Here is an 18,563-nt window from a genome sequence, read left to right as displayed (position 1 = left end):
TCCGGACTTTCATTATCTGTTCAACACTTCAATATACGAAGCATCTCCAGTTGTTCTTAAAGCAGAGCGAAAATTGTTATTTTCTAGCGTTTTAGCGACTTGTTGTAATTGCTGTGCATCATCATGATGGATAAGTAAGCTGTCAGCACCGCTTTCTTCTATATGAATATGTTCGACGTTTCCAATGGCATCATGTACAGCTTTTAAAAATTCAGGTTTCATGGTGTCCTCCTATATGTATGTAACGTTTTTATTTAGTATTTCCTTATTTTTGAAATATAAAAGTAAATGAAAGGAGAAATAAAATGAATATAAAGCAGTTTAACGAACATATAACATCACTATTTGGAGAGCATCTTCATAAATACGGCGATGATGAATATGGTTTTACTCATATAAGTAAAGATGAATTTCACAAAATCGGTTACACAACAAATTTAACGTTAGAAACTATTGAAGAAGCGTATAGAAATGGGGTCGATATGATAGTTACACATCATGCGCCGTGGAGTTTTTTATTTGGTATGGAAGAGGCTTGTATTGAGAAATTGAAGCAATATGAAATGAATCATTTTTGGATTCATTTGCCGTTAGATTTTGTAAAGTTTGGCACGTGTACTTCGTTATTTAACGAAGTTGGGATAGATACAATACTGGAATATTCTACGTATGAGGAAGAAGAACTACCGGAAATAGGAGAATATAAAGAAGCGATTCCTTTTTCAAACTTAGTTGGAAAACTTGAAGAAAGAATGGAAGAGAAAGTGAAGAGCTGGAGAAATCACGATAAACCAGTAAAACGGATTGCGATTTTAACCGGTGCAGGAAACAATACAAATTTGATTGAACGTGCATTAGAAAAAGGGTGTGACACGTACATAACAGGTGAAAAAACATTATATACAGTGCAACATGCGAAATTTAAAGGGATTAATTTAATTGTAGGCAGTCATACGTTTACAGAAGTTTTTGGTGTAGAAAGTTTGGCTCATAAGTTAAAAGAAAGAGATAATTCAATAGAAATTACTAGATTAAATGAAGATCATTTGGAGTGAAGAAATTACATCGCATTACCATAAATGGAATGAACTATATGATGGAATATTGAAGGAAGCAGTTGCAATGAAATAAAATTATCTTTTGTTATATTAAGATTTTTAGGAGGAATTCCCTTATGTTTGTCAAATAATAGTAAAGTTGTCTTTTGAATTAAGGGAATATTCGGATTTAAAGGGTGAGAGAATGGACATTTCAATAATCACTGCACAACTAGTTAAGGAGAAAGTGATTTCACATTATCCAAATAGTGTAAAAGTGTTAAACGGGGGAACGGCAAGTACTATATATTTGTTAGATAAGCAATATGTTGTAAAGTTGAATGAATCGGATGTCATACGTGAAGAAGCTTATTTTCTTCAGTTTTATAAAACTGAAGAATTATTTCCAAAGCTTTTATATAAGGAACCTTTAAATCGCTATATTGTTTATTCCTTCCTTGAGGGCACAACTTCTTGCAAACTAAGCCACAAACGGAGTGTTCTTTGTAAACTTGTAAAGGAAGTTATCAATAAGTATGAAGTGGCTACAGAGGTTGATGGCTGGGGATGGAAAGAAAATCCGGTTCAATCTTGGAATGAATTTTTAACAACAAATGTGATAGAAGCTTATGAAAATGTAAGACGTTACATAAGTGAAGAAGAGTATAGAACGGTTCTTAAGTTAGCAAATAGTCCAAGTAGGGGGACTGGAATAAATCAGCCATTCTTATTGCATGGTGATTTTGGATTTCATAATTTTATATTTCAAGGAATTAAGCTGCATGGTGTAATTGATCCTTTACCATTGTTAGGAGATCCTATATACGATTTAATTTATGCGTTCTGTTCAACCCCGGAAGATTTAACAAAAGAAACAATCGATTATGCGATGAAACAATGTGTATTTCATAAAAAAGACCGTGATTTATATGAAGAAATAGTCATAGGATTATATTTGCGTATAGATACATGTTTACGGCACCACCCGAAAGATTTAGAGGATTATTTAGCAGCTTGGCGTTATTGGATGGGCGAGGTTGAGGTGACTTTATAGTACAAATATTTTTGGGGAGATAGTGAGATGAATGTTTCAGAAGCGAAAAAGGATTTACTGTAATTCTATTGTCATTTCCAGTTGTCTATTTACTTACTTTTATAAGTTTATTAATTGAAAATAAAAAAGCAGCTTATTATCAACAAAAAGCAGCTTAATAAAAATTTAGGGATAGGGGGAATTATGATGAAAAATTACATTTGTACAACGTGCGGTGTGCAGTATGCAGCGAGTGTAGAGGAACCGGTGAGTTGTCATATTTGTGATGAAGAGAGGCAATATGTGAATCCGAAAGGGCAGTCTTGGACGACGCTAGAAAACTTACAAACAGGTGATACATATAAAAATGAAATAATTGAAGAGGAAAATGGACTTTATAGTATTACGACAAAACCAGGATTTGCGATCGGTCAAACGGCATTTGTAGTGAAAACAGAGTCATATCGATTGCTATGGGACTGCATTACATATTTAGATGAAACGACAATTGCGAAAATAAAAGAGCTTGGCGGATTAGATGCGATTGCATTGTCTCATCCTCATTATTATTCAACGCAAGTAGAATGGGCAGAGATATTTGATGTACCAATTTATATACACGAAGATGATAAAGAATGGGTGATGCGCCCAAGTAGTCGTATTATTTATTGGTCTGGTGAGTCTTTACAATTAGCGGATGGGATTACTGTACATCGTCTTGGAGGACATTTTAGTGGTGGTTCTGTATTGCATTGGGAAGAAGGTAATGATGGAAAAGGGATTTTGTTAACAGGTGATATTATTCAAGTTGTAGCGGATGAGCGGTGGGTAAGTTTTATGTATAGCTATCCAAATTTAATTCCATTACCAGCGAGAAAAGTGGAAGAAATGGTGAATCGAGTGAAGCCGTTACAGTTTAATCGTTTATACAACGCTTTTCATCGAGTAGTAAAAGAAAATGCAAATGAAGCAGTTGAACGTTCTGCTGACAGATATATAAAAGCAATAGAAGGAAAGTTGTTTCATACGTAAAAGGAGAGTAGCTTAATGAAAACGTTAGTATGTTTTGGAGATAGTATTACAGCTGATGAAACATTTTTTGATGGAATGCCGAGATTAACACCACGTTTGCAAGAGATGTTTCCGAATTGGATAGTAGTGAATGCAGGTGTTCCAGGTGATAATACATTCGATGCGTTAAATAGGATTGAAGAAGATGTAATATTATATAAACCAGATTTCGTAACAGTTTTTCTTGGTACGAATGATGCAGTTTCTTTTTCTCAAGTGTCATTACAAGCATATAAAGAAAACTTAGAGAAGATTGTGAACCAAGTTTCATCAGATAAAGTACTACTGATTAGTCCTGCACCAGTTGATGAAGAAAGACAGCATAATAGAACAAATAGAGTGCTTAGTCAGTATGCAGACGTGGTGGAGAAAGTGGCAAAAGAAACAGGAAGCTATTTTCTAAATTTGTATGCTGAAATGATTCAAGAACTGAATTATAAAAGGTTTGTAGAAAATGATGAAAAAGATGGATTACACTTTGGGCCAGAAGGTTATGAGTATGTAGCGAAGTTAATTGGTGAAAAGTTAAAAGGGATTTTATAAAAAAAGCAAAGCGATATCGCTTTGCTTTTTCGTATTTCTTTCGTAGTCCATAAACTTATTGATTGCTGTAATTTGGACAGATATTTTGCATTTTTATCCCGCATTAACTGCCCGTAAATGCCCGATTGGTGAGGGCTAATAATCAGTGGGGGATGAACAAAAAAACCTGATTAAAGTTTCACTTTATGTGGGTAAAAGGCTAGTGCTGTTTTAAAGTAATATAAATTTATTTTTAAAAATTTATATTTCGTAGTTGAAAATTAATAATGGTGTAACTATAATAGTTACAGTAAGTTTGTTATTTTGAAATGTCCACATTGAATTACAAGAATGAAGGGAGTTTTATGTAAATCAAAAAGCTATAAAATCTATTAATTTTTATAATAAGATAAAATGCTTTTCAGTTCATACACATTATTAAATATGTTATTTCTAATAGAAAACTAGAGGTGGAAAAATGAAAAAATTTAAAGGTATGTTAATATCATCACTTGCAATTACAACTTTTGCTGGGGTAGGTACGACATTTGTAACAAATACAGTATATGCTGCTAATGACGATTCTAGTAAAATACAAGTTCGTTCTAATAAGAGTATAAACACAACAACTGGCTCGAGATTGCCTGTATTATCAGTCAATCCTTATGATGAACCTAGATTTTCAAGACAGGGATATCTTGAAGAGGCACCTTTAGGAATTAATGCTCCTTATGCTTGGGGAATTAAAGGAGGAAATGGCCAGGGAGCAACTTTTGTAGATTTGGAAGAAGGCTGGTTATTAAATCATGAAGATTTAGTCGGTCAAAATATTGAATTTATGTCTGGAAAAATGAGTAATGATCTTTCTCACGGTACTTCAGTTCTAGGTGTTGTTTCGGCAGCTGACAATGGGATTGGGAACATTGGGATTGCACCAAAAGCAAAGACAAAAGTAATTTCAGTGATCCGAGATAATGGGAGAATCGATGTAAGAGATGCTATTTTAAGTGCCGTAGATTCTTTACAGGCTGGAGATGTTTTATTAATAGAAGAATCCTTTAAATATGATGGATATGGAGATGACCCTTTACCAGTAGAAGTATACCCGAGTATATTTAACGCAATTCGCAAAGGTACAGATAAAGGCATTATTATTGTAGAAGCAGCTGGTAATGGTGGGATTGATTTAGATGAATTTAAAGACCGTAATGGTAAGCAGATTTTAAATCGAAATAGTCCAGACTTTAAAGATTCAGGAGCTATTATAGTTGGAGCATCTACTGCAAGAGTTCCTCATAAACGTTTAGCTTTCTCTAACTATGGTAGTAGAATTGATGTATATGGTTGGGGAGAGTATGTTGATACATTAGATACATATCAAAATCAAAATAGTAAAGGACAAAAAGTTACAGATCAGAACATAATTAATCGTTATACTTCTAATTTCCGTGGTACTTCTAGCGCTTCGCCTATAATTGCTGGGGCTGCTGTATCGATTCAAGGGATTGCTAAAGAACATTTAGGTAAGGCATATACACCAAAAGAATTGAGAGCAATTTTAAGTAATCCTAATACAGGCACAAAGTCTAATAACCCATCATCTGATAAAATAGGGGTTTTACCAGATTTAAAAGCGATTTTGTCTAACCTTGGATTTCATAGTGATTTGACTACCAATGATCCTATGGTATTTCCAGATAACGTAGAAAAAAATGAAGGAAAAGAAAATTCAACTTTCGTATTTCCAGGTGAAGAAACAAAAAGAACAGGTGATAAAAATTCAACTGTAACCTTCCCAGAAGAAGATTTAAAACAGGAGGAAAAAGAAGAGGGATTAATTGTTTTTCCTGATTAATAAAAAAATACTACCTTCCATTTGGAGGTAGTATTTTTTATTTCTTGTCAATAACAAGCAGGCATGAAATTTGTATTTGTTTATCTTTCATAATGAATTTAACTAAAAAAATCGAATATTTGACTGTTAATTTACTTTTTCGTCTCAATCAATTACATGAATTAATCTAGAAATGCTTGCTGTAATGCTTTCAGTCCATCGCTGTAAATACCATGAAACAGATTAATTGCCTCTTCATCACTAACCTCAACAGGAGTGAATGTACCAGACCACTCTACTAACGATGTGTTACTTTCAGTACCTTCTTTCACCTGGATTGTAGATAGATAATTAGTGACTGGGAATGGTGCATTCATGATTGAATACGTGTAGTAGCGCTCTTTATCATTGAATACTTCTAATCGTTCTATAATTGTATCCCCATCCGGATTAGCTAGATGACGTACACGACCGCCTTCAGTTAATTTACTGCTAGGTATATAAGGTAACCAGTCTGGAAGGGAGTTGAAACCTCCGATTAATTGCCATACTTGTTCAGGTGAACCGAAAATTTCCATAGATGTAGTAGTATGTGCCATATTCATTACGCTCCTTTTCATCCCGGTATTTACGGGTAAATAATCAGTGGGGGATGCTCTCACTGATTAAAGTTTCATTATTATTTTACGTTGATTGGTAGTGGTGCATTAGGTGCTACTAGTTTTTGTTCGCGCATTTCTTCCCAGAATGCTGCTGGAATTACTGTATTTAAGGCGTTTTGGTCTTCTACAATTCGTTCCGGTTTACTTGCACCAGGAACAACGGCAGCAACTGCTGGATTGGCTAGTGAAAATTGTAGTGCAGCAGCTTTGATGCTGATTTCGTGACGATCTGCAAGAGCTTTGATTTTCTCAACTTTTGCAATAATTTCTGGCGATGCTTTTTGATATTCGAAGTGAGCGCCGCCAGCAAGAATACCTGAGCTATATGGGCCACCAACAACAATATCCATATTATGCTTTACAGCTGCAGGCATTACTCGTTGCAATGCACGTTCGTGGTCTAATAATGAATAGCGACCAGCTAATAAGGATATATTTGGTTTCGCTTCTTCTAAATCAAGCATAAGTTCAATTGATTCTACTTTGTTTACTCCAAGCCCCCAGCCTTTAATGACTCCTTCTTCACGTAAACGTGTTAGCGCACGGAATGCTCCTGTTCGAGCAATTTCAAATTGTGAAATCCACGCATCACCATAAAAGTCTTGTGCTAAATCATGAATGAAAACAAAGTCTAGACGATCTGTTTTTAAACGTTTCAAACTTTGCTCGATAGAACGAAGTGTTGCATCTGCGCTATAGTCATTGATCATTTTATTTTTGCGACCAAATTCGAAAAGCCCGCCTTTTTCACCTAAATCACGTGCAGATGGATCTTCTAATTCATCCGAAATAGTTCGACCTACTTTCGTACTTAAAAAGTAATCATCACGATTTCTTTTTGATAGTGCTTCACCAAGACGAATCTCCGCTAAGCCAGATCCATAAAGTGGAGCTGTATCAAAGTAACGAACGCCATTCTCCCAAGCAGCATCCACTGTAGCGATTGCTTCTTCCTCTGGGATATTACGGTACATATTTCCTAGTGGTGCTGTACCAAACCCGATTTTTTCTTTTAGTAATTTACTCATTATAGATATCCTCCTAAAATGTATTTGAAAAATATTTATTCATTGTGAATGGATGTGAAAATGAAAACATGTCATTTTATCGTCTGACAAAATGTATGAGAAAAATACTCACTTTAAAGTAAAGGTACTAACAGGTAATTTCTAACACTGCATGACTCACTCAACTCTTACAAATGCTATTATGAAATGTATTTTACATAATGAAAAGTACGTACTTTAAAGTGATATAGATACTAAAAAGTAATACAGGTACTTTTTGGTGCCGTACTACTCATCTGCTGTTTACGTATGCTATTATGAAACATGTTTAACAGGGTAAAAAGTACGTACTTTAAGGTGCTATAGATACTTAAAAGAAATATTTAAATATTTTAGCTTATTTGTCTTATAAAATTATTAAAGGAGATTTTTATATGAAAACATACAATATTCCTGTAGAGGCAACTTTAGAGGTTATCGGTGGAAAGTGGAAAGTAGTTATCCTTTGTCATTTAAAGAAAGACAAAAAGAGAACGTGCGAATTAAAACAATTAATGTCTGGTATTACACAAAAGATGTTAACGCAACAATTACGTGAATTAGAAGAAGATGGTGTAATCGAGAGAAAAGTGTATAACCAAGTGCCACCAAAAGTAGAGTACTCTTTAACTGATTACGGTCATTCTTTAGATTCTATACTCGATACTCTTTGTAACTGGGGAGAAAATCATCTTGAAAAGAATGGGAACACATCTATGCTTATAACAGCAGCTGAATAAAGAAAGAAAAAACGAACGAGAATACGTTCGTTTTTTCTTTTTGTATAGAGGGAGATTTTTACGCAGCATAATTACTTTTTTGTAATATAGGTACTTTTTTGTGCTGTAGGAACTAAAATGTGCCGTATAGAAAATTATTTGTTTTTACGCAACAATAGAGAAGAAATTTAGAAAAAAGGAGGGAGATCGTGTGAAACAATACAATATACCGATAGAAGCAACTTTAGAAATTATCGGGGGAAAGTGGAAAGTCGTCATTTTATGTCACTTAACGAAAGGAACAAAGCGAACGAGCGAGTTGCAGCGTCTAATTCCTGAAATTTCTGTTAGAATGTTGACGCAACAATTACGTGAGCTAGAAGATGATGGTGTGATTACACGTGAAATCTATAAAGAAATTCCACCCCGAGTAGAATACTCCTTAACTGATTATGGGTGGTCTTTGCAAAATGTATTAAATCAATTGACCGTATGGGGAGAACGATGCATAGATAGAAAAAACACAGAAGTTAAGTGAAATCTCTATATGTAATATTGAAAACACCACCTAATGACGAGGTGGTGTTTTTCGTTTTAAAACTTTAGAAAGTTGTTATGATGAAAAGTAAAATTTTTGAGGACCTGTTTCAGTCATGGGTACTTAAAAGTGCCTACATCACTTTAAAGTACGTACTATGCTTCATAATATAACCGTTTTATAATGACACTCGTAGCAAGAAGTCAGTACAATAACGATTTTAAGCTATGTTCAAAAAGACTTATTAACTAGTATAGTTTTTTGTTCAATTTTTTAGTAGGAGATGTTTTTATGGTTGAAGAACTTTTTTATAAAAAAATACTCAAAAATCTGTTTTCAGATCCAGTTCAAATTACACTTTGGAATGGAGAAACAATCCAATATGGCGAAGGGGAACCTCAATTTCACATAACATTCCATAAGCCACTTTCAAAAAAAGAAATCGCTAAGGATCCTTCTATTGCATTCGGTGAAGCATATATGAATGGGGATCTTGAAATAGAGGGTAACCTTGAAAAAGCAATTCAATCTATTTATAAAAGGCAGGATAGCTTTTTAGGTGATAGTAAGTTGCAATATTTCAAAAGTAAATGGAATTTCTCAAAACAAAAAAATAAAGATGATATTGCTCATCATTATGATATTGGGAACGATTTCTATAAATTATGGCTTGATGAAACAATGACATATTCTTGTGCATATTTCCAAAATGAGCAAGATTCTTTAACGACAGCGCAGCATAATAAAGTGAATCATATTTTGAAAAAGTTGAACCTTCAAAAAGGTGATACGCTATTAGACATCGGTTGTGGGTGGGGTGAACTCATTACAGCTGCCGCTAAACAGTACGGTGTGAAAGCGATGGGAGTAACGTTAAGTGAGGAACAATATGCTAAGACTTCTGAGCGAATTAAACAAGAGGGACTTACGGATTTAGTTGAAGTATCTTTACTTGATTACCGCGATATTAAGAATCATAAATTTGATAAAATTGTTAGTGTAGGTATGATCGAACATGTAGGAAAAGACAACATTACGCAATACTTTGAAACAGTTAACAAATTATTAAATGATGGCGGGATTTCTCTGCTGCATTGCATTACTTCTCCGGCTAATGGTGGTGCTACGAATGGTTGGATTGAAAAATATATATTCCCTGGTGGGTATGTTCCTGCTGTGAACGAATTAATCACGAACATGATAAACGAACAATTTTTTATTGTGGATGTAGAAAGCTTACGTAGACATTACGGAAAAACATTACAACATTGGGCTCGAAATTTTGAAAACGTACTAGAGGAAGTTCGTAAAACGAAAGATGAGCGATTTATCCGCATGTGGCGTTTATATTTAAATGCATGTGCAGCTTCGTTCTTTACAGGTAATATTGATTTACATCAATTTGTATTTACAAAAGGGATTAATGACACAATTCCGATGACACGTTCGTATATGTATGAATAAGAGCATGTAACCAAGTAGCTCTCAAGTCATTGAGTATAAATAAAATGATGATAGGATATAAGTCTATAACGTAAAGTCGAGATGGGAATCAGAAAATGATTTCTATCTCGACTTTTTAGTATATAATTTTAAAATTAAAACTATATACTTTTAAAGAAAAAATATATAATAAATGTAGAAACGAAAATTTATGAGCAAGGAAGTTGAAGAACATGACATTAACAATGGGCTTTATTGGATTTGGAAAATCAGCTAACCGTTATCACCTACCTTATCTAAATACACGTAATAATATAAAAGTAAAAACGATTTTTGTACGTCAAATAAATGAAGAATTAGCGGCTCCATATGAGGAAAGAGGTGTTTACTTCACTACTGATTTGGACGAATTGTTGAATGACAAAGAAATTCAAGTCGTGACGATCTGTACGCCAGCACATACGCATTATGAATTAGCAAAAAAAGTTATACTAGCCGGAAAATCAGTTATCGTTGAAAAACCATTTTGCGATACAGTAGAACATGCGAAAGAATTATTAGCATTAGGACGAGAGAAAGGTGTAGTCGTTATGCCTTATCAAAACCGTCGTTTTGATGGTGATTTTTTAGCTGTAAAGCAAGTAGTTGAACAAGGATTCCTTGGTGATATTATTGAGATTGAATCACATATTGATTATTTCCGTCCTGGTTCAATCACTCATGAAGCTCCAAAAGAAGAAGGTTCATTTTACAGTTTAGGTATTCATACGATGGACCGCATGATTTCACTATTCGGCCGTCCAAATACAGTGACATACGATATTCGTAATAATGAAGTGGAAGGTGCGGTTGATAACTATTTCGATGTTGGTCTACATTATGGAAATCAGTTGAAGATTAAGCTGAAAACGAACCATATCGTAGCAAAAGATTATCCACGCTTTATCGTTCATGGAACAAATGGCTCTTTTATTAAATACGGTGAAGATCAGCAGGAAAATGATTTGAAAGCGGGTATTATGCCTGAGAGTGCAGGATTTGGTGAAGATTCGCCGATGTATTATGGAATTGCTAAGTATCGTAATGCAAATGGTGACTGGATTGAAAAACAAATTAAAACGCCGCTTGGTGATTACGGTCGTTTCTATGATGCAGCGTATGACACAATTGTAAATGGTGCACCAAAACTTGTGAAAGATGAAGAAGCAGTAACGAATATTGAAATCTTGGAAAACGGATTTGCTGCCCCATCACCTTCAGTTTACAAACTTGAGGCTTTACATTTGAATGAATAGAAGAGAGTTTGCAGTATAAAGGAGGTATGGAAATGGCAAGCGGATCAACACAAGTAAAATACCTCGGCATTTATCAAAAGATTAAACAGCAAATTTTAGACGGTGAATATAAAATCAACGAAAAAATTCCGAGTAGCTCCGTTCTTGCTGAAGAATTCGATGTTTCAGCACTTACGATTAAAAAAGCGCTGGATCTATTAGTAAGAGACGGCTACATTATCCGTCGGCGCGGAAGTGGAACAGTGGTACAAGATTGGCATCAGCAGGAAAAGGCACGAATGATTCAAACTTTAGCAGGTACGAAAGCTGTTTACGGTAGTGAGGTAGAAAGTAAAATTATCGAGTTTGCGATTGTAGGTGCTGATGAAGTAGTTGCTGAGAAATTGGGAGTTTCAATTGGTGATTTCGTCTATAAAATCATTCGCCTCCGCATCATTCACAGCATTCCGACGATTATGGAGCATACATGGATGCCAATTTCGGTTATCCCAGGTATTGAAGCTTCTGTTTTAGAGGAGTCGATATACTCACATATTCAAAATAAACTTGGTCTTGAAGTAGGGACATCTGTTGTCAGGGTTAAAGGGATTCGCCCAGATGATAGGGAAAAGCAGTTTATGAACTTAACAAATCAGGATTTCCTAATGCGAGTTGAGCAAGTAGCTTACTTAACGGATGGACGAACTTTTGAATATTCTTATGCAGATCATCTACCGGAAACCTTTGAGTTTGAAACAGTCATTACGGCAAAAAATTATAAAGAGATATAAAATAGGTTGAGGCAAGTATTGCCTCAACCTATTTTATGTCTTCTACAGTTATGATTCATCAGCAGTAATCAGCATGGATGTGTTCCCGGTTTTTTCAAGATGAACTTCTCCCCAGGAACAGAGGGAATCAAGTATAGCTCCTAAAGACGAACCGTAATCCGTTAAAGAGTACTCTACTTTCGGTGGTACTTGGTCATATACTTTCCTTTGGATTACACCATCTTCTTCTAGTTCCCGTAATTGTTGCGTTAACATTTTTTGCGTAATACCAGGCATTAAACGTTTTAATTCACTCGTTCTTTTTGTTCCTTTTTTTAAATGACAAAGGATAACAACCTTCCACTTTCCACCAATAACTTCTAAAGTCGCTTCTACAGGAATATTATATGTCTTCATAAAAAAACTCCTTTGATGAATTTAGATTACAGTTGTGAGCCTACATCCGTTGCAATACTAAAATTATTTCTTTTTAGTGCCTATAACACTTTAAAGTGCGTACTATTTATTGTGCTAAATATCGGTCATAATAACCGATGTAAGAGAGAAATAAGCAGAATGGCACTTGAAAATGCATATGTTCCTTTTTAGTACCTATAACACTTTAAAGTGCGTACTTTTTATTAGGAAGAATATAATCCATAATAACACTTGTAAGCAAGAAATGCGTGAAATGTGCTTTGAAGGAGCCATCATGCTATGAGGAATTTTACATGAGAATAATTTGTTGTGTTATTAAAATTAATCCAAGACTTAACAGTTGATTAATTGAACTGTAAAGTTTAAAATTACAGTAAGATTTTTAAAAGTGAGTTGTTAACGTCTGTAAAATGTAGCATGAATAATAGAGATAAATGAAACATTGCTGAATAACTAACATTATGTGTATTTGATTCTAAACTGTAATTTTTTTAAATACATTTCAATAACCGATATTTAAAATGTACGTTTAATAACATTAAAGGAGTGAGTTAAATATGGTGATTCTATATACAACAGCAAGCTGTGCTTCATGCCGAAAAGCGAAAGCATGGCTTGAAGAGCATCAAATTGATTATATTGAAAAAAACATCGTATCAAATTCTATGACAGTTGATGAGCTTAAATCGATTCTTCGTTTAACTGAAGAGGGGGCTACTGAAATTATTTCAACTAGATCCAAAACTTTTCAGGACTTAAATATAAATATTGATGAGCTCTCGCTAAATGAATTTTATACATTAATAATTGAGCATCCACTAATGTTGCGTCGCCCGATTATGCTGGATGAAAAAAGATTGCAAATTGGTTTTAACGAAGAAGAAATTCGCAAATTTTTACCACGTAGTGTCCGAACATTTTTAAACATTGAACTGCAAAAGTTGGCTAATTAATAAGTAATAGTATGAAAGAGAAATTTTTTGAAAGGAGGAAACTGAAGGTGATAGAAGTATGCGTTACAGTTAATTATAAAGATAGAAACTATCAAACAAATGTCATTGTGAACAAAGATACGATTTGGACAAAAATTGAACAGTTGGCAGAAGAACAAGTGAAGAAACAGTGGGGTTTTTAAACTTAATTATTTAAAAAAATGAATTTATATGCTAGAGATTATAACTAAATTCAAAATTTTTCAGGTATTAAATATAAATAAGAAATTTTCTTGAAAGGAGGAAGCAGAAGATGATTGAAGTATGTGTTACAGTTAATTATAATGATAGAAATTATCAAACAAATGTTATTGTGAGTAAAGATACGATTTGGACAAAAATTGAACAGTTGGCAGAAGAACAAGTGAAGAAACAGTGGAGTGTTTAATTTCTTTTTAACTTAAAAAGCTAAATGAAGTTATCAGATATAGGTGGGACGGGATAGAATATAAGGGAATTAATTTTTTATGGCAAGAAGCATTCCACATGTTTTAACGTTCTAACCAATCTGTAATATTTATGGCTACAGTATGTTAATATATGAGAAACAATATTTTTAATCGTAGGAGGAAAATCATGAACAGCGACTTTACCTTGGCCATACACAGTTTAACTTATTTAGCTTTACAGCCAGACCGGATGTCAACAAGTAATGCTATTTCAGAAAGTGCAGGTGTTCATCCAGTACGCATTCGCAAAGTACTAAGTTTGTTAAAAAAACATAAGTTTATACAATCGAAAGAGGGGACTGGTGGCGGTTTTATTTTCGCTCGCGATTTAGATGAAATTAATCTTTGGCATATTTATCAGATAACCTCTGAAGGTGCTTTGCAGCCGAAGTGTCCAGAATCAAACAATCAGTGTGTTGTAGGTTCGAACATGCGAAAAGTTCTTTTCGCTATTTTCTTAGGTGCTGAAGAGCATCTAGGTGAATACTTAAAGAATTATACAATGAAAGAAGTTGTTGACCTTATCAATCAAGAGCGTTAAGCGGCTTAATTATTATATAGCCGTGAGTTCTTAACACTTAAATGTAATGAAAAATATTACAGTATAATTTGTTTTTATATCTTTTTTATCGTCACAAAAAATATTTATAGGAAGGTGAAACGGTATGATGTCAAATAATAATCATGTTTTAAAAGTAGGAGATTGGGTTCGTGGAATATCAAATGAAGGTGAATTAATAGTTGGTTATATTGTATCACTTGATGATGTAGAGGATATAGTTACAGTTAGTATTGTGAAACGTGACGGCCAGTACACAATAAACGAAGCGATTTTACTCTTTAGTAAACACGTTAACAAACTCCCTGAATCAAAGGTAATAAATAAGGAACAAATCCTTTATCTTATAGATCTTGCATTATTAACAGGGGATGAAGAATGGTTTATCGAGCTTTCTTCAAAATTAAACTCGATAAAAGAGCTAGTTAATGAGGGATTTTAAAATTTAAACTTTTGAGGGTGCACACAATCCGCCTCATGGGACACAATTACTTTTCGCATAAAAGGAAATGATGTAAAAACGATTCATTACAAGCATAGAGATATCCCTGAAGAAGAGCCGAACAAACTACAATTAAGATGGTATTGAAGTGATTTGTTTGTGTATTCCTGATAACGATAATTATGTAAATGAGCTGTCCATATGGGGCAGCTTTTTTGTTTTTTGCTCAGTGTAGCTTTTTAAATTGTATATGAATTCAATATTAATAATATATATCCTAAAATTTGGTTTTTATGTTTTGGGATTTTTTTCTTTTTACCTACATTAATTATTTATTAGAATATCTTTTATGTTTAAAATAAAATTTTTTGATAAAAGGGGATATAAGTATTTTTATAATAAGTCACCTAGAAAAACAATGTATTATTGTATTTTTTTACTAACTAATTCAGCTTTAAGCGATAAAAACAATGGCTACATGCTAACTGTAAAATATTATCCATATAAAATTATTCCGCTTTAATATTTCTGAAAATATAAAAATATTAATTTTATAAATATACACGTTATAATGAGGGCGTCGAGAGAAATTTTATTATCTCTGGAGAAAATATAAAAAATACGATTATTAGTAAGAAAGGTGTGTGATTAGAGGCGAAATGTATGTAATGTGCTTCAGTGGCTTGTGTGAGCAATATCATCAGTGCTACCGAAGTTATGAAAGTAATGTATAGAATTGAGAAAGAAATGCCTCGCAAATGAAGAGAGGCCGGTTTAGCTAAAATTACTGTTAAAAGTAAAAAAGAGAAACCATTAAAGTAATACACTGTTATTAGAAATGTTGCAACGTATTTATGAAGTCTATTCTATATTGTTCTCTTAAGGGTTCTTTATATAAAGAGCGGATATTACGAGTAAACTTTTTTGTGAACGCTAACAATTATATTAGGACGCTAATTAGCGAATGTTTCAATTTGGATTCATTATGATGAAGGACATACAATGTGGGGCAACTTGTAAGGAATTCATTTTCCGAAAAGGGAATATTTGTTAGGTGCAAAGAGAGATGCAGGAATAGATACAAGGGGGAGTTATTATATGAACGGGAATACTGCAAAGAAAATAGAAGTTCAAGCTGAAAATACCGCACTAAAAAATGAGCAATATGCAGATCCGAAAAAGTGGCATAAGCAGGATACTACATGGGCACTCAGTCTATTTGGAACTGCAATTGGAGCAGGGGTGCTCTTTTTACCGATTAATGCAGGTTCAGGTGGTTTATTATCTTTACTACTAATTACATTGCTTGCATATCCAGTTATGTACTACTCACATAGGGCACTTGCTAAAATGATATACGCTTCTAATTCTGCTGATGAGGGGATCACAGGTACAATTAGAGAGTATTTCGGAAATAAAGCGAGTATCATTTTTAACATCGTATATTTCGGTTCAATTTATACAATCGTACTAATGTATTCGGTTGCGCTTACAAACACTGCAAGTAGTTTTATCGTGCATCAATTGCACATGCCAGAACCTCCAAGAGCTATTTTATCACTTGTATTAGTTCTTGGTCTTATCGCTATACTGAATTTTGGTCAAGATATTACTGTAAAGGTAATGAGTATGTTAGTGTATCCTTTCATAGTTTCTCTACTGTTTATCGCAATATCTTTAATTCCACAGTGGAATACGTCAATGCTTAGTTTTTCAGCTGTTTCAACTGCTTCAACAGGAACAGGCTATTTTGGGACGATATTGATGATTCTACCAATCATCGTATTCTCATTTAATCATTCACCTATGATTTCATCATTTGTTGTGAAACAGAGAGCTACGTATGGAATCGAAGCCACTGATGCTAAATGTGCGCAAATACAAAAGGTTTGTTATATTATGACATTCGCTGTTGTTATGTTCTTCGTTTGGAGTAGCGCATTGAGCTTGACTCCAGATGATATAAAAATGGCAAAAGAACAAAACTTATCAATTCTTTCATATCTTGCTAATGAGCTTAATTCGCCTGTAATCACTATTGCAGCTCCAATTATTGCTTTTGTGGCTATTACAAAGTCTTTCCTAGGCCATTATATAGGAGCATTTGAAGTAATGCGTGACATGATTATTAAGTTTGGTAAGTCACGTGGAAAAGATATTGAAGAAAAAACAATTAAGACAATAATTCTTACTTTTGTTGTATTATCATGCTGGTTTGTTGCTTATACAAATCCAAGTATTCTTGGACTTATTGATTCTCTAAGCGGTCCTTTAGTTGCTGCTATCTTATGTCTATTACCGATGTATGCGATTCAAAAAGTGCCAGTACTAGCTAAATACAAAGGGAAAATGAGCAACGTATTTGTTATTATTGTAGGTGTACTTACAGTTTTAGCAAGTATTAAGTCATTATTCTAATTCACTATTGTTGATTTTAGTGTCAAAGTAGTGGAATATGAAATATCTATTTTTGGACAAACTTCTCAAGTTGGAGAGTTTGTCCTTTTTATTCAATCTATTAACAAACAGCCACCTTTCAGATAAGGTGGCTGTTTCGGTATTAATTTATTATTCACGTCTAAATGGACCTTTTGGAGCAATTAGCTCTAAATTAGTACCATCTGGATCACGGAAGTAGGCAACTCTTGTACCAAATCCAGATTTCAAGCCGTTTTCTTGAAAGATAATTGGTTCTCCATATGGGTGCTATCTTATGCACATCAGGCTAACAAAATGGATTGCCTCTGAAACAAAAAAATGATTTTTATTACTATAAAAAACGTAAAGTATCTGTTTTTAGAAAAAAATTAATTTTTATAAATTGATGGAGATATAACTCAATTCTTTTATATATTTAGTTAAATATGATTGTCAGAATGAACTTAAAGTAATTATGATTTCTAGAAATGCGAACTGATGTTTTGAATTGGTTTAAAGTTGCTAGAACAAAATAAAACCAATTGAGCAAAAAAACTTGCAAAAATAAAAAGAGGGATGTATATTAATTGATGTATCAATAATTGATATATCAATTAATATTTTGACAAGAAAGAAAAGGAACATTTTATGAAGGAAATGTTCGTAAATATCAGTGGAGAAGAACGCAAAATACTTATTCATGTTCTATTACAGATGCAAAAAAATGTAGAGAATATTAAAGAATAGAGAGTGTAGGGGGCAGAATAGTGTGGAAATAATCGCAGCTATTTTAGTCGGGATCGTAGCATTAGAACATTTGTTTATCATGATCCTTGAAATGTTTTTTATTAATTCAAAAGTAGCGAAACGTGCTTTCAAATTACCGAAGCATTTAGAAGGAGATCGAAACGTAGCCATTATGTTTGCAAACCAAGGTTTATATAATGGATTTTTAGCGGCTGGTCTCATTTGGGGACTTGTACTTGGACTCAATCCAATTGGTTATATGGTCCAATTATTTTTCGTGATTTGTGTGGTGGTAGCAGCTATTTTCGGAGGTTTCACATCTAATAAATCAATTATTGTGAAACAAGGACTTCCAGCTGTTTTAGCACTGGTTGCCCTTTTATGTATGATATAGAATCAAAGTTTCTCAATAAAAGAACTCATTTTTGAAAAGAATACGCTATTCTTTCTTTAAAATTATAGGTGGTCTGACCCCATTTGGTGAGACAAAGAAAAAACACCTAGACAACATGTTTCCTATAAGCTATAGGTGACATGTTAGCTAATTTCCTCTGAATCCGTTCATTATT

22 protein-coding genes and 3 pseudogenes are annotated in these 18,563 nt (G+C 33.7%); 19 read left to right on the top strand and 6 right to left on the bottom strand.

What is annotated here, in order from left to right; all coding sequences use genetic code 11:
- Positions 1-12: 12 nt before the first annotated feature.
- The gene (locus ACTFO4_RS19420) at positions 13-222 is read right to left on the bottom strand and encodes a hypothetical protein (protein ID WP_000801653.1); all 210 of its coding nucleotides are present in this window, start codon (positions 220-222) and stop codon (positions 13-15) included.
- Positions 223-305: 83 nt separating this feature from the next.
- On the opposite strand from ACTFO4_RS19420, the gene ACTFO4_RS19415 reads away from it, so the two are divergent.
- The 6 genes and pseudogenes from ACTFO4_RS19415 to ACTFO4_RS19390 all read left to right on the top strand — a co-directional run bounded on the left by ACTFO4_RS19415 (position 306) and on the right by ACTFO4_RS19390 (position 5,518).
- Positions 306-1,055 (top strand): Nif3-like dinuclear metal center hexameric protein, encoded by a 750-nt coding sequence (locus ACTFO4_RS19415; RefSeq protein WP_326234646.1) that lies wholly within the window; start codon positions 306-308, stop codon positions 1,053-1,055.
- Between the two features lie 187 nt (positions 1,056-1,242).
- Positions 1,243-2,091, top strand: a complete 849-nt coding sequence (locus ACTFO4_RS19410) for an aminoglycoside phosphotransferase family protein (protein WP_119684211.1) — start codon at positions 1,243-1,245, stop codon at positions 2,089-2,091.
- 41 nt (positions 2,092-2,132) lie between these two features.
- Positions 2,133-2,249 (top strand): annotated as a pseudogene (locus tag ACTFO4_RS19405) (DUF7010 family protein); the annotation flags it as partial.
- Positions 2,250-2,274: 25 nt separating this feature from the next.
- Positions 2,275-3,102, top strand: a complete 828-nt coding sequence (locus ACTFO4_RS19400; protein WP_078421035.1) for an MBL fold metallo-hydrolase — start codon at positions 2,275-2,277, stop codon at positions 3,100-3,102.
- A 15-nt stretch (positions 3,103-3,117) separates the two neighbouring features.
- The gene (locus tag ACTFO4_RS19395) at positions 3,118-3,684 is read left to right on the top strand and encodes an SGNH/GDSL hydrolase family protein (protein WP_000855205.1); all 567 of its coding nucleotides are present in this window, start codon (positions 3,118-3,120) and stop codon (positions 3,682-3,684) included.
- 457 nt (positions 3,685-4,141) lie between these two features.
- Positions 4,142-5,518, top strand: a complete 1,377-nt coding sequence (locus tag ACTFO4_RS19390; protein WP_000713610.1) for a S8 family peptidase — start codon at positions 4,142-4,144, stop codon at positions 5,516-5,518.
- Positions 5,519-5,679: 161 nt separating this feature from the next.
- Here ACTFO4_RS19390 and ACTFO4_RS19385 read toward each other — a convergent pair whose 3' ends face one another.
- Together ACTFO4_RS19385 and ACTFO4_RS19380 are read right to left on the bottom strand one after the other, a co-directional pair.
- On the bottom strand, positions 5,680-6,096 hold the full coding sequence (locus tag ACTFO4_RS19385) for an SRPBCC family protein (RefSeq protein WP_000951521.1): 417 nt from the start codon (positions 6,094-6,096) through the stop codon (positions 5,680-5,682).
- Between the two features lie 80 nt (positions 6,097-6,176).
- A complete protein-coding gene (locus ACTFO4_RS19380) occupies positions 6,177-7,187 on the bottom strand; it encodes an aldo/keto reductase (protein ID WP_000040525.1) in 1,011 nt (336 codons plus the stop codon).
- A 413-nt stretch (positions 7,188-7,600) separates the two neighbouring features.
- Between ACTFO4_RS19380 and ACTFO4_RS19375 the strand changes: the two genes are divergently transcribed.
- The 5 genes from ACTFO4_RS19375 to ACTFO4_RS19355 all read left to right on the top strand — a co-directional run bounded on the left by ACTFO4_RS19375 (position 7,601) and on the right by ACTFO4_RS19355 (position 11,970).
- Positions 7,601-7,945: a winged helix-turn-helix transcriptional regulator gene (locus tag ACTFO4_RS19375; protein ID WP_000860820.1), complete on the top strand. Its 345-nt coding sequence runs from the start codon at positions 7,601-7,603 to the stop codon at positions 7,943-7,945.
- Positions 7,946-8,135: 190 nt separating this feature from the next.
- Positions 8,136-8,462: a winged helix-turn-helix transcriptional regulator gene (locus ACTFO4_RS19370; RefSeq protein ID WP_000816335.1), complete on the top strand. Its 327-nt coding sequence runs from the start codon at positions 8,136-8,138 to the stop codon at positions 8,460-8,462.
- Between the two features lie 291 nt (positions 8,463-8,753).
- A complete protein-coding gene (locus ACTFO4_RS19365; protein ID WP_440014161.1) occupies positions 8,754-9,926 on the top strand; it encodes a cyclopropane-fatty-acyl-phospholipid synthase in 1,173 nt (390 codons plus the stop codon).
- A 212-nt stretch (positions 9,927-10,138) separates the two neighbouring features.
- On the top strand, positions 10,139-11,200 hold the full coding sequence (locus tag ACTFO4_RS19360; RefSeq protein WP_017673114.1) for an oxidoreductase: 1,062 nt from the start codon (positions 10,139-10,141) through the stop codon (positions 11,198-11,200).
- Positions 11,201-11,232: 32 nt separating this feature from the next.
- On the top strand, positions 11,233-11,970 hold the full coding sequence (locus ACTFO4_RS19355; protein WP_119683765.1) for a GntR family transcriptional regulator: 738 nt from the start codon (positions 11,233-11,235) through the stop codon (positions 11,968-11,970).
- A 48-nt stretch (positions 11,971-12,018) separates the two neighbouring features.
- Here the strand turns inward: ACTFO4_RS19355 and ACTFO4_RS19350 are convergent, their stop codons facing one another.
- Positions 12,019-12,366 (bottom strand): winged helix-turn-helix transcriptional regulator, encoded by a 348-nt coding sequence (locus ACTFO4_RS19350; RefSeq protein WP_000860832.1) that lies wholly within the window; start codon positions 12,364-12,366, stop codon positions 12,019-12,021.
- Positions 12,367-12,944: 578 nt separating this feature from the next.
- Here ACTFO4_RS19350 and spxA point away from each other — a divergent pair.
- The 7 genes and pseudogenes from spxA to ACTFO4_RS19315 all read left to right on the top strand — a co-directional run bounded on the left by spxA (position 12,945) and on the right by ACTFO4_RS19315 (position 17,247).
- Positions 12,945-13,340: a transcriptional regulator SpxA gene (gene spxA / locus ACTFO4_RS19345; RefSeq protein WP_000236189.1), complete on the top strand. Its 396-nt coding sequence runs from the start codon at positions 12,945-12,947 to the stop codon at positions 13,338-13,340.
- Between the two features lie 47 nt (positions 13,341-13,387).
- The gene (locus ACTFO4_RS19340; protein WP_000573515.1) at positions 13,388-13,522 is read left to right on the top strand and encodes a BA3454 family stress response protein; all 135 of its coding nucleotides are present in this window, start codon (positions 13,388-13,390) and stop codon (positions 13,520-13,522) included.
- Between the two features lie 110 nt (positions 13,523-13,632).
- On the top strand, positions 13,633-13,767 hold the full coding sequence (locus ACTFO4_RS19335; RefSeq protein WP_000573530.1) for a BA3454 family stress response protein: 135 nt from the start codon (positions 13,633-13,635) through the stop codon (positions 13,765-13,767).
- A 188-nt stretch (positions 13,768-13,955) separates the two neighbouring features.
- Complete coding sequence (saiR, locus tag ACTFO4_RS19330) at positions 13,956-14,369, top strand: Rrf2-family transcriptional regulator SaiR (protein WP_001083465.1); 414 nt, start codon at positions 13,956-13,958, stop codon at positions 14,367-14,369.
- 124 nt (positions 14,370-14,493) lie between these two features.
- Positions 14,494-14,829: an IDEAL domain-containing protein gene (locus ACTFO4_RS19325; RefSeq protein WP_000987462.1), complete on the top strand. Its 336-nt coding sequence runs from the start codon at positions 14,494-14,496 to the stop codon at positions 14,827-14,829.
- 7 nt (positions 14,830-14,836) lie between these two features.
- Positions 14,837-14,976: pseudogene (locus tag ACTFO4_RS19320) on the top strand (DUF3888 domain-containing protein); the annotation flags it as partial.
- A gap of 951 nt (positions 14,977-15,927) precedes the next feature.
- Positions 15,928-17,247, top strand: a complete 1,320-nt coding sequence (locus ACTFO4_RS19315; protein WP_001014168.1) for an aromatic amino acid transport family protein — start codon at positions 15,928-15,930, stop codon at positions 17,245-17,247.
- A gap of 150 nt (positions 17,248-17,397) precedes the next feature.
- On the opposite strand, the pseudogene ACTFO4_RS19310 reads toward ACTFO4_RS19315, so the two are convergent.
- Positions 17,398-17,532 (bottom strand): annotated as a pseudogene (locus ACTFO4_RS19310) (VOC family protein); the annotation flags it as partial.
- Positions 17,533-18,016: 484 nt separating this feature from the next.
- Between ACTFO4_RS19310 and ACTFO4_RS19305 the strand changes: the two are divergent.
- A complete protein-coding gene (locus ACTFO4_RS19305; RefSeq protein WP_000402483.1) occupies positions 18,017-18,388 on the top strand; it encodes a DUF1304 domain-containing protein in 372 nt (123 codons plus the stop codon).
- Positions 18,389-18,494: 106 nt separating this feature from the next.
- Here ACTFO4_RS19305 and ACTFO4_RS19300 read toward each other — a convergent pair.
- Positions 18,495-18,563: IS3 family transposase (locus ACTFO4_RS19300; protein WP_368659994.1), on the bottom strand; the 69-nt coding region annotated here is incomplete at its 5' end.

The sequence above is a fragment of the Bacillus cereus group sp. MYBKT14-1 genome (assembly GCF_051915185.1).
GTDB lineage: Bacteria > Bacillota > Bacilli > Bacillales > Bacillaceae_G > Bacillus_A > Bacillus_A cereus.
The sequence above is the reverse complement of the archived record's forward strand: the minus strand, read 5'-3'. Positions and strand labels throughout refer to the sequence as shown.

Bases quoted from the DNA above. Each gene is read 5' to 3' on its own strand.
- ACTFO4_RS19420 (WP_000801653.1), bottom strand. From the start codon at position 222: ATGAAACCTGAATTTTTAAAAGCTGTACATGATGCCATTGGAAACGTC.
- ACTFO4_RS19415 (WP_326234646.1), top strand. From the start codon at position 306: ATGAATATAAAGCAGTTTAACGAACATATAACATCACTATTTGGAGAG.
- ACTFO4_RS19410 (WP_119684211.1), top strand. From the start codon at position 1,243: ATGGACATTTCAATAATCACTGCACAACTAGTTAAGGAGAAAGTGATT.
- ACTFO4_RS19400 (WP_078421035.1), top strand. From the start codon at position 2,275: ATGATGAAAAATTACATTTGTACAACGTGCGGTGTGCAGTATGCAGCG.
- ACTFO4_RS19395 (WP_000855205.1), top strand. From the start codon at position 3,118: ATGAAAACGTTAGTATGTTTTGGAGATAGTATTACAGCTGATGAAACA.
- ACTFO4_RS19390 (WP_000713610.1), top strand. From the start codon at position 4,142: ATGAAAAAATTTAAAGGTATGTTAATATCATCACTTGCAATTACAACT.
- ACTFO4_RS19385 (WP_000951521.1), bottom strand. From the start codon at position 6,096: ATGGCACATACTACTACATCTATGGAAATTTTCGGTTCACCTGAACAA.
- ACTFO4_RS19380 (WP_000040525.1), bottom strand. From the start codon at position 7,187: ATGAGTAAATTACTAAAAGAAAAAATCGGGTTTGGTACAGCACCACTA.
- ACTFO4_RS19375 (WP_000860820.1), top strand. From the start codon at position 7,601: ATGAAAACATACAATATTCCTGTAGAGGCAACTTTAGAGGTTATCGGT.
- ACTFO4_RS19365 (WP_440014161.1), top strand. From the start codon at position 8,754: ATGGTTGAAGAACTTTTTTATAAAAAAATACTCAAAAATCTGTTTTCA.
- ACTFO4_RS19360 (WP_017673114.1), top strand. From the start codon at position 10,139: ATGACATTAACAATGGGCTTTATTGGATTTGGAAAATCAGCTAACCGT.
- ACTFO4_RS19355 (WP_119683765.1), top strand. From the start codon at position 11,233: ATGGCAAGCGGATCAACACAAGTAAAATACCTCGGCATTTATCAAAAG.
- ACTFO4_RS19350 (WP_000860832.1), bottom strand. From the start codon at position 12,366: ATGAAGACATATAATATTCCTGTAGAAGCGACTTTAGAAGTTATTGGT.
- spxA (WP_000236189.1), top strand. From the start codon at position 12,945: ATGGTGATTCTATATACAACAGCAAGCTGTGCTTCATGCCGAAAAGCG.
- ACTFO4_RS19335 (WP_000573530.1), top strand. From the start codon at position 13,633: ATGATTGAAGTATGTGTTACAGTTAATTATAATGATAGAAATTATCAA.
- saiR (WP_001083465.1), top strand. From the start codon at position 13,956: ATGAACAGCGACTTTACCTTGGCCATACACAGTTTAACTTATTTAGCT.
- ACTFO4_RS19325 (WP_000987462.1), top strand. From the start codon at position 14,494: ATGATGTCAAATAATAATCATGTTTTAAAAGTAGGAGATTGGGTTCGT.
- ACTFO4_RS19315 (WP_001014168.1), top strand. From the start codon at position 15,928: ATGAACGGGAATACTGCAAAGAAAATAGAAGTTCAAGCTGAAAATACC.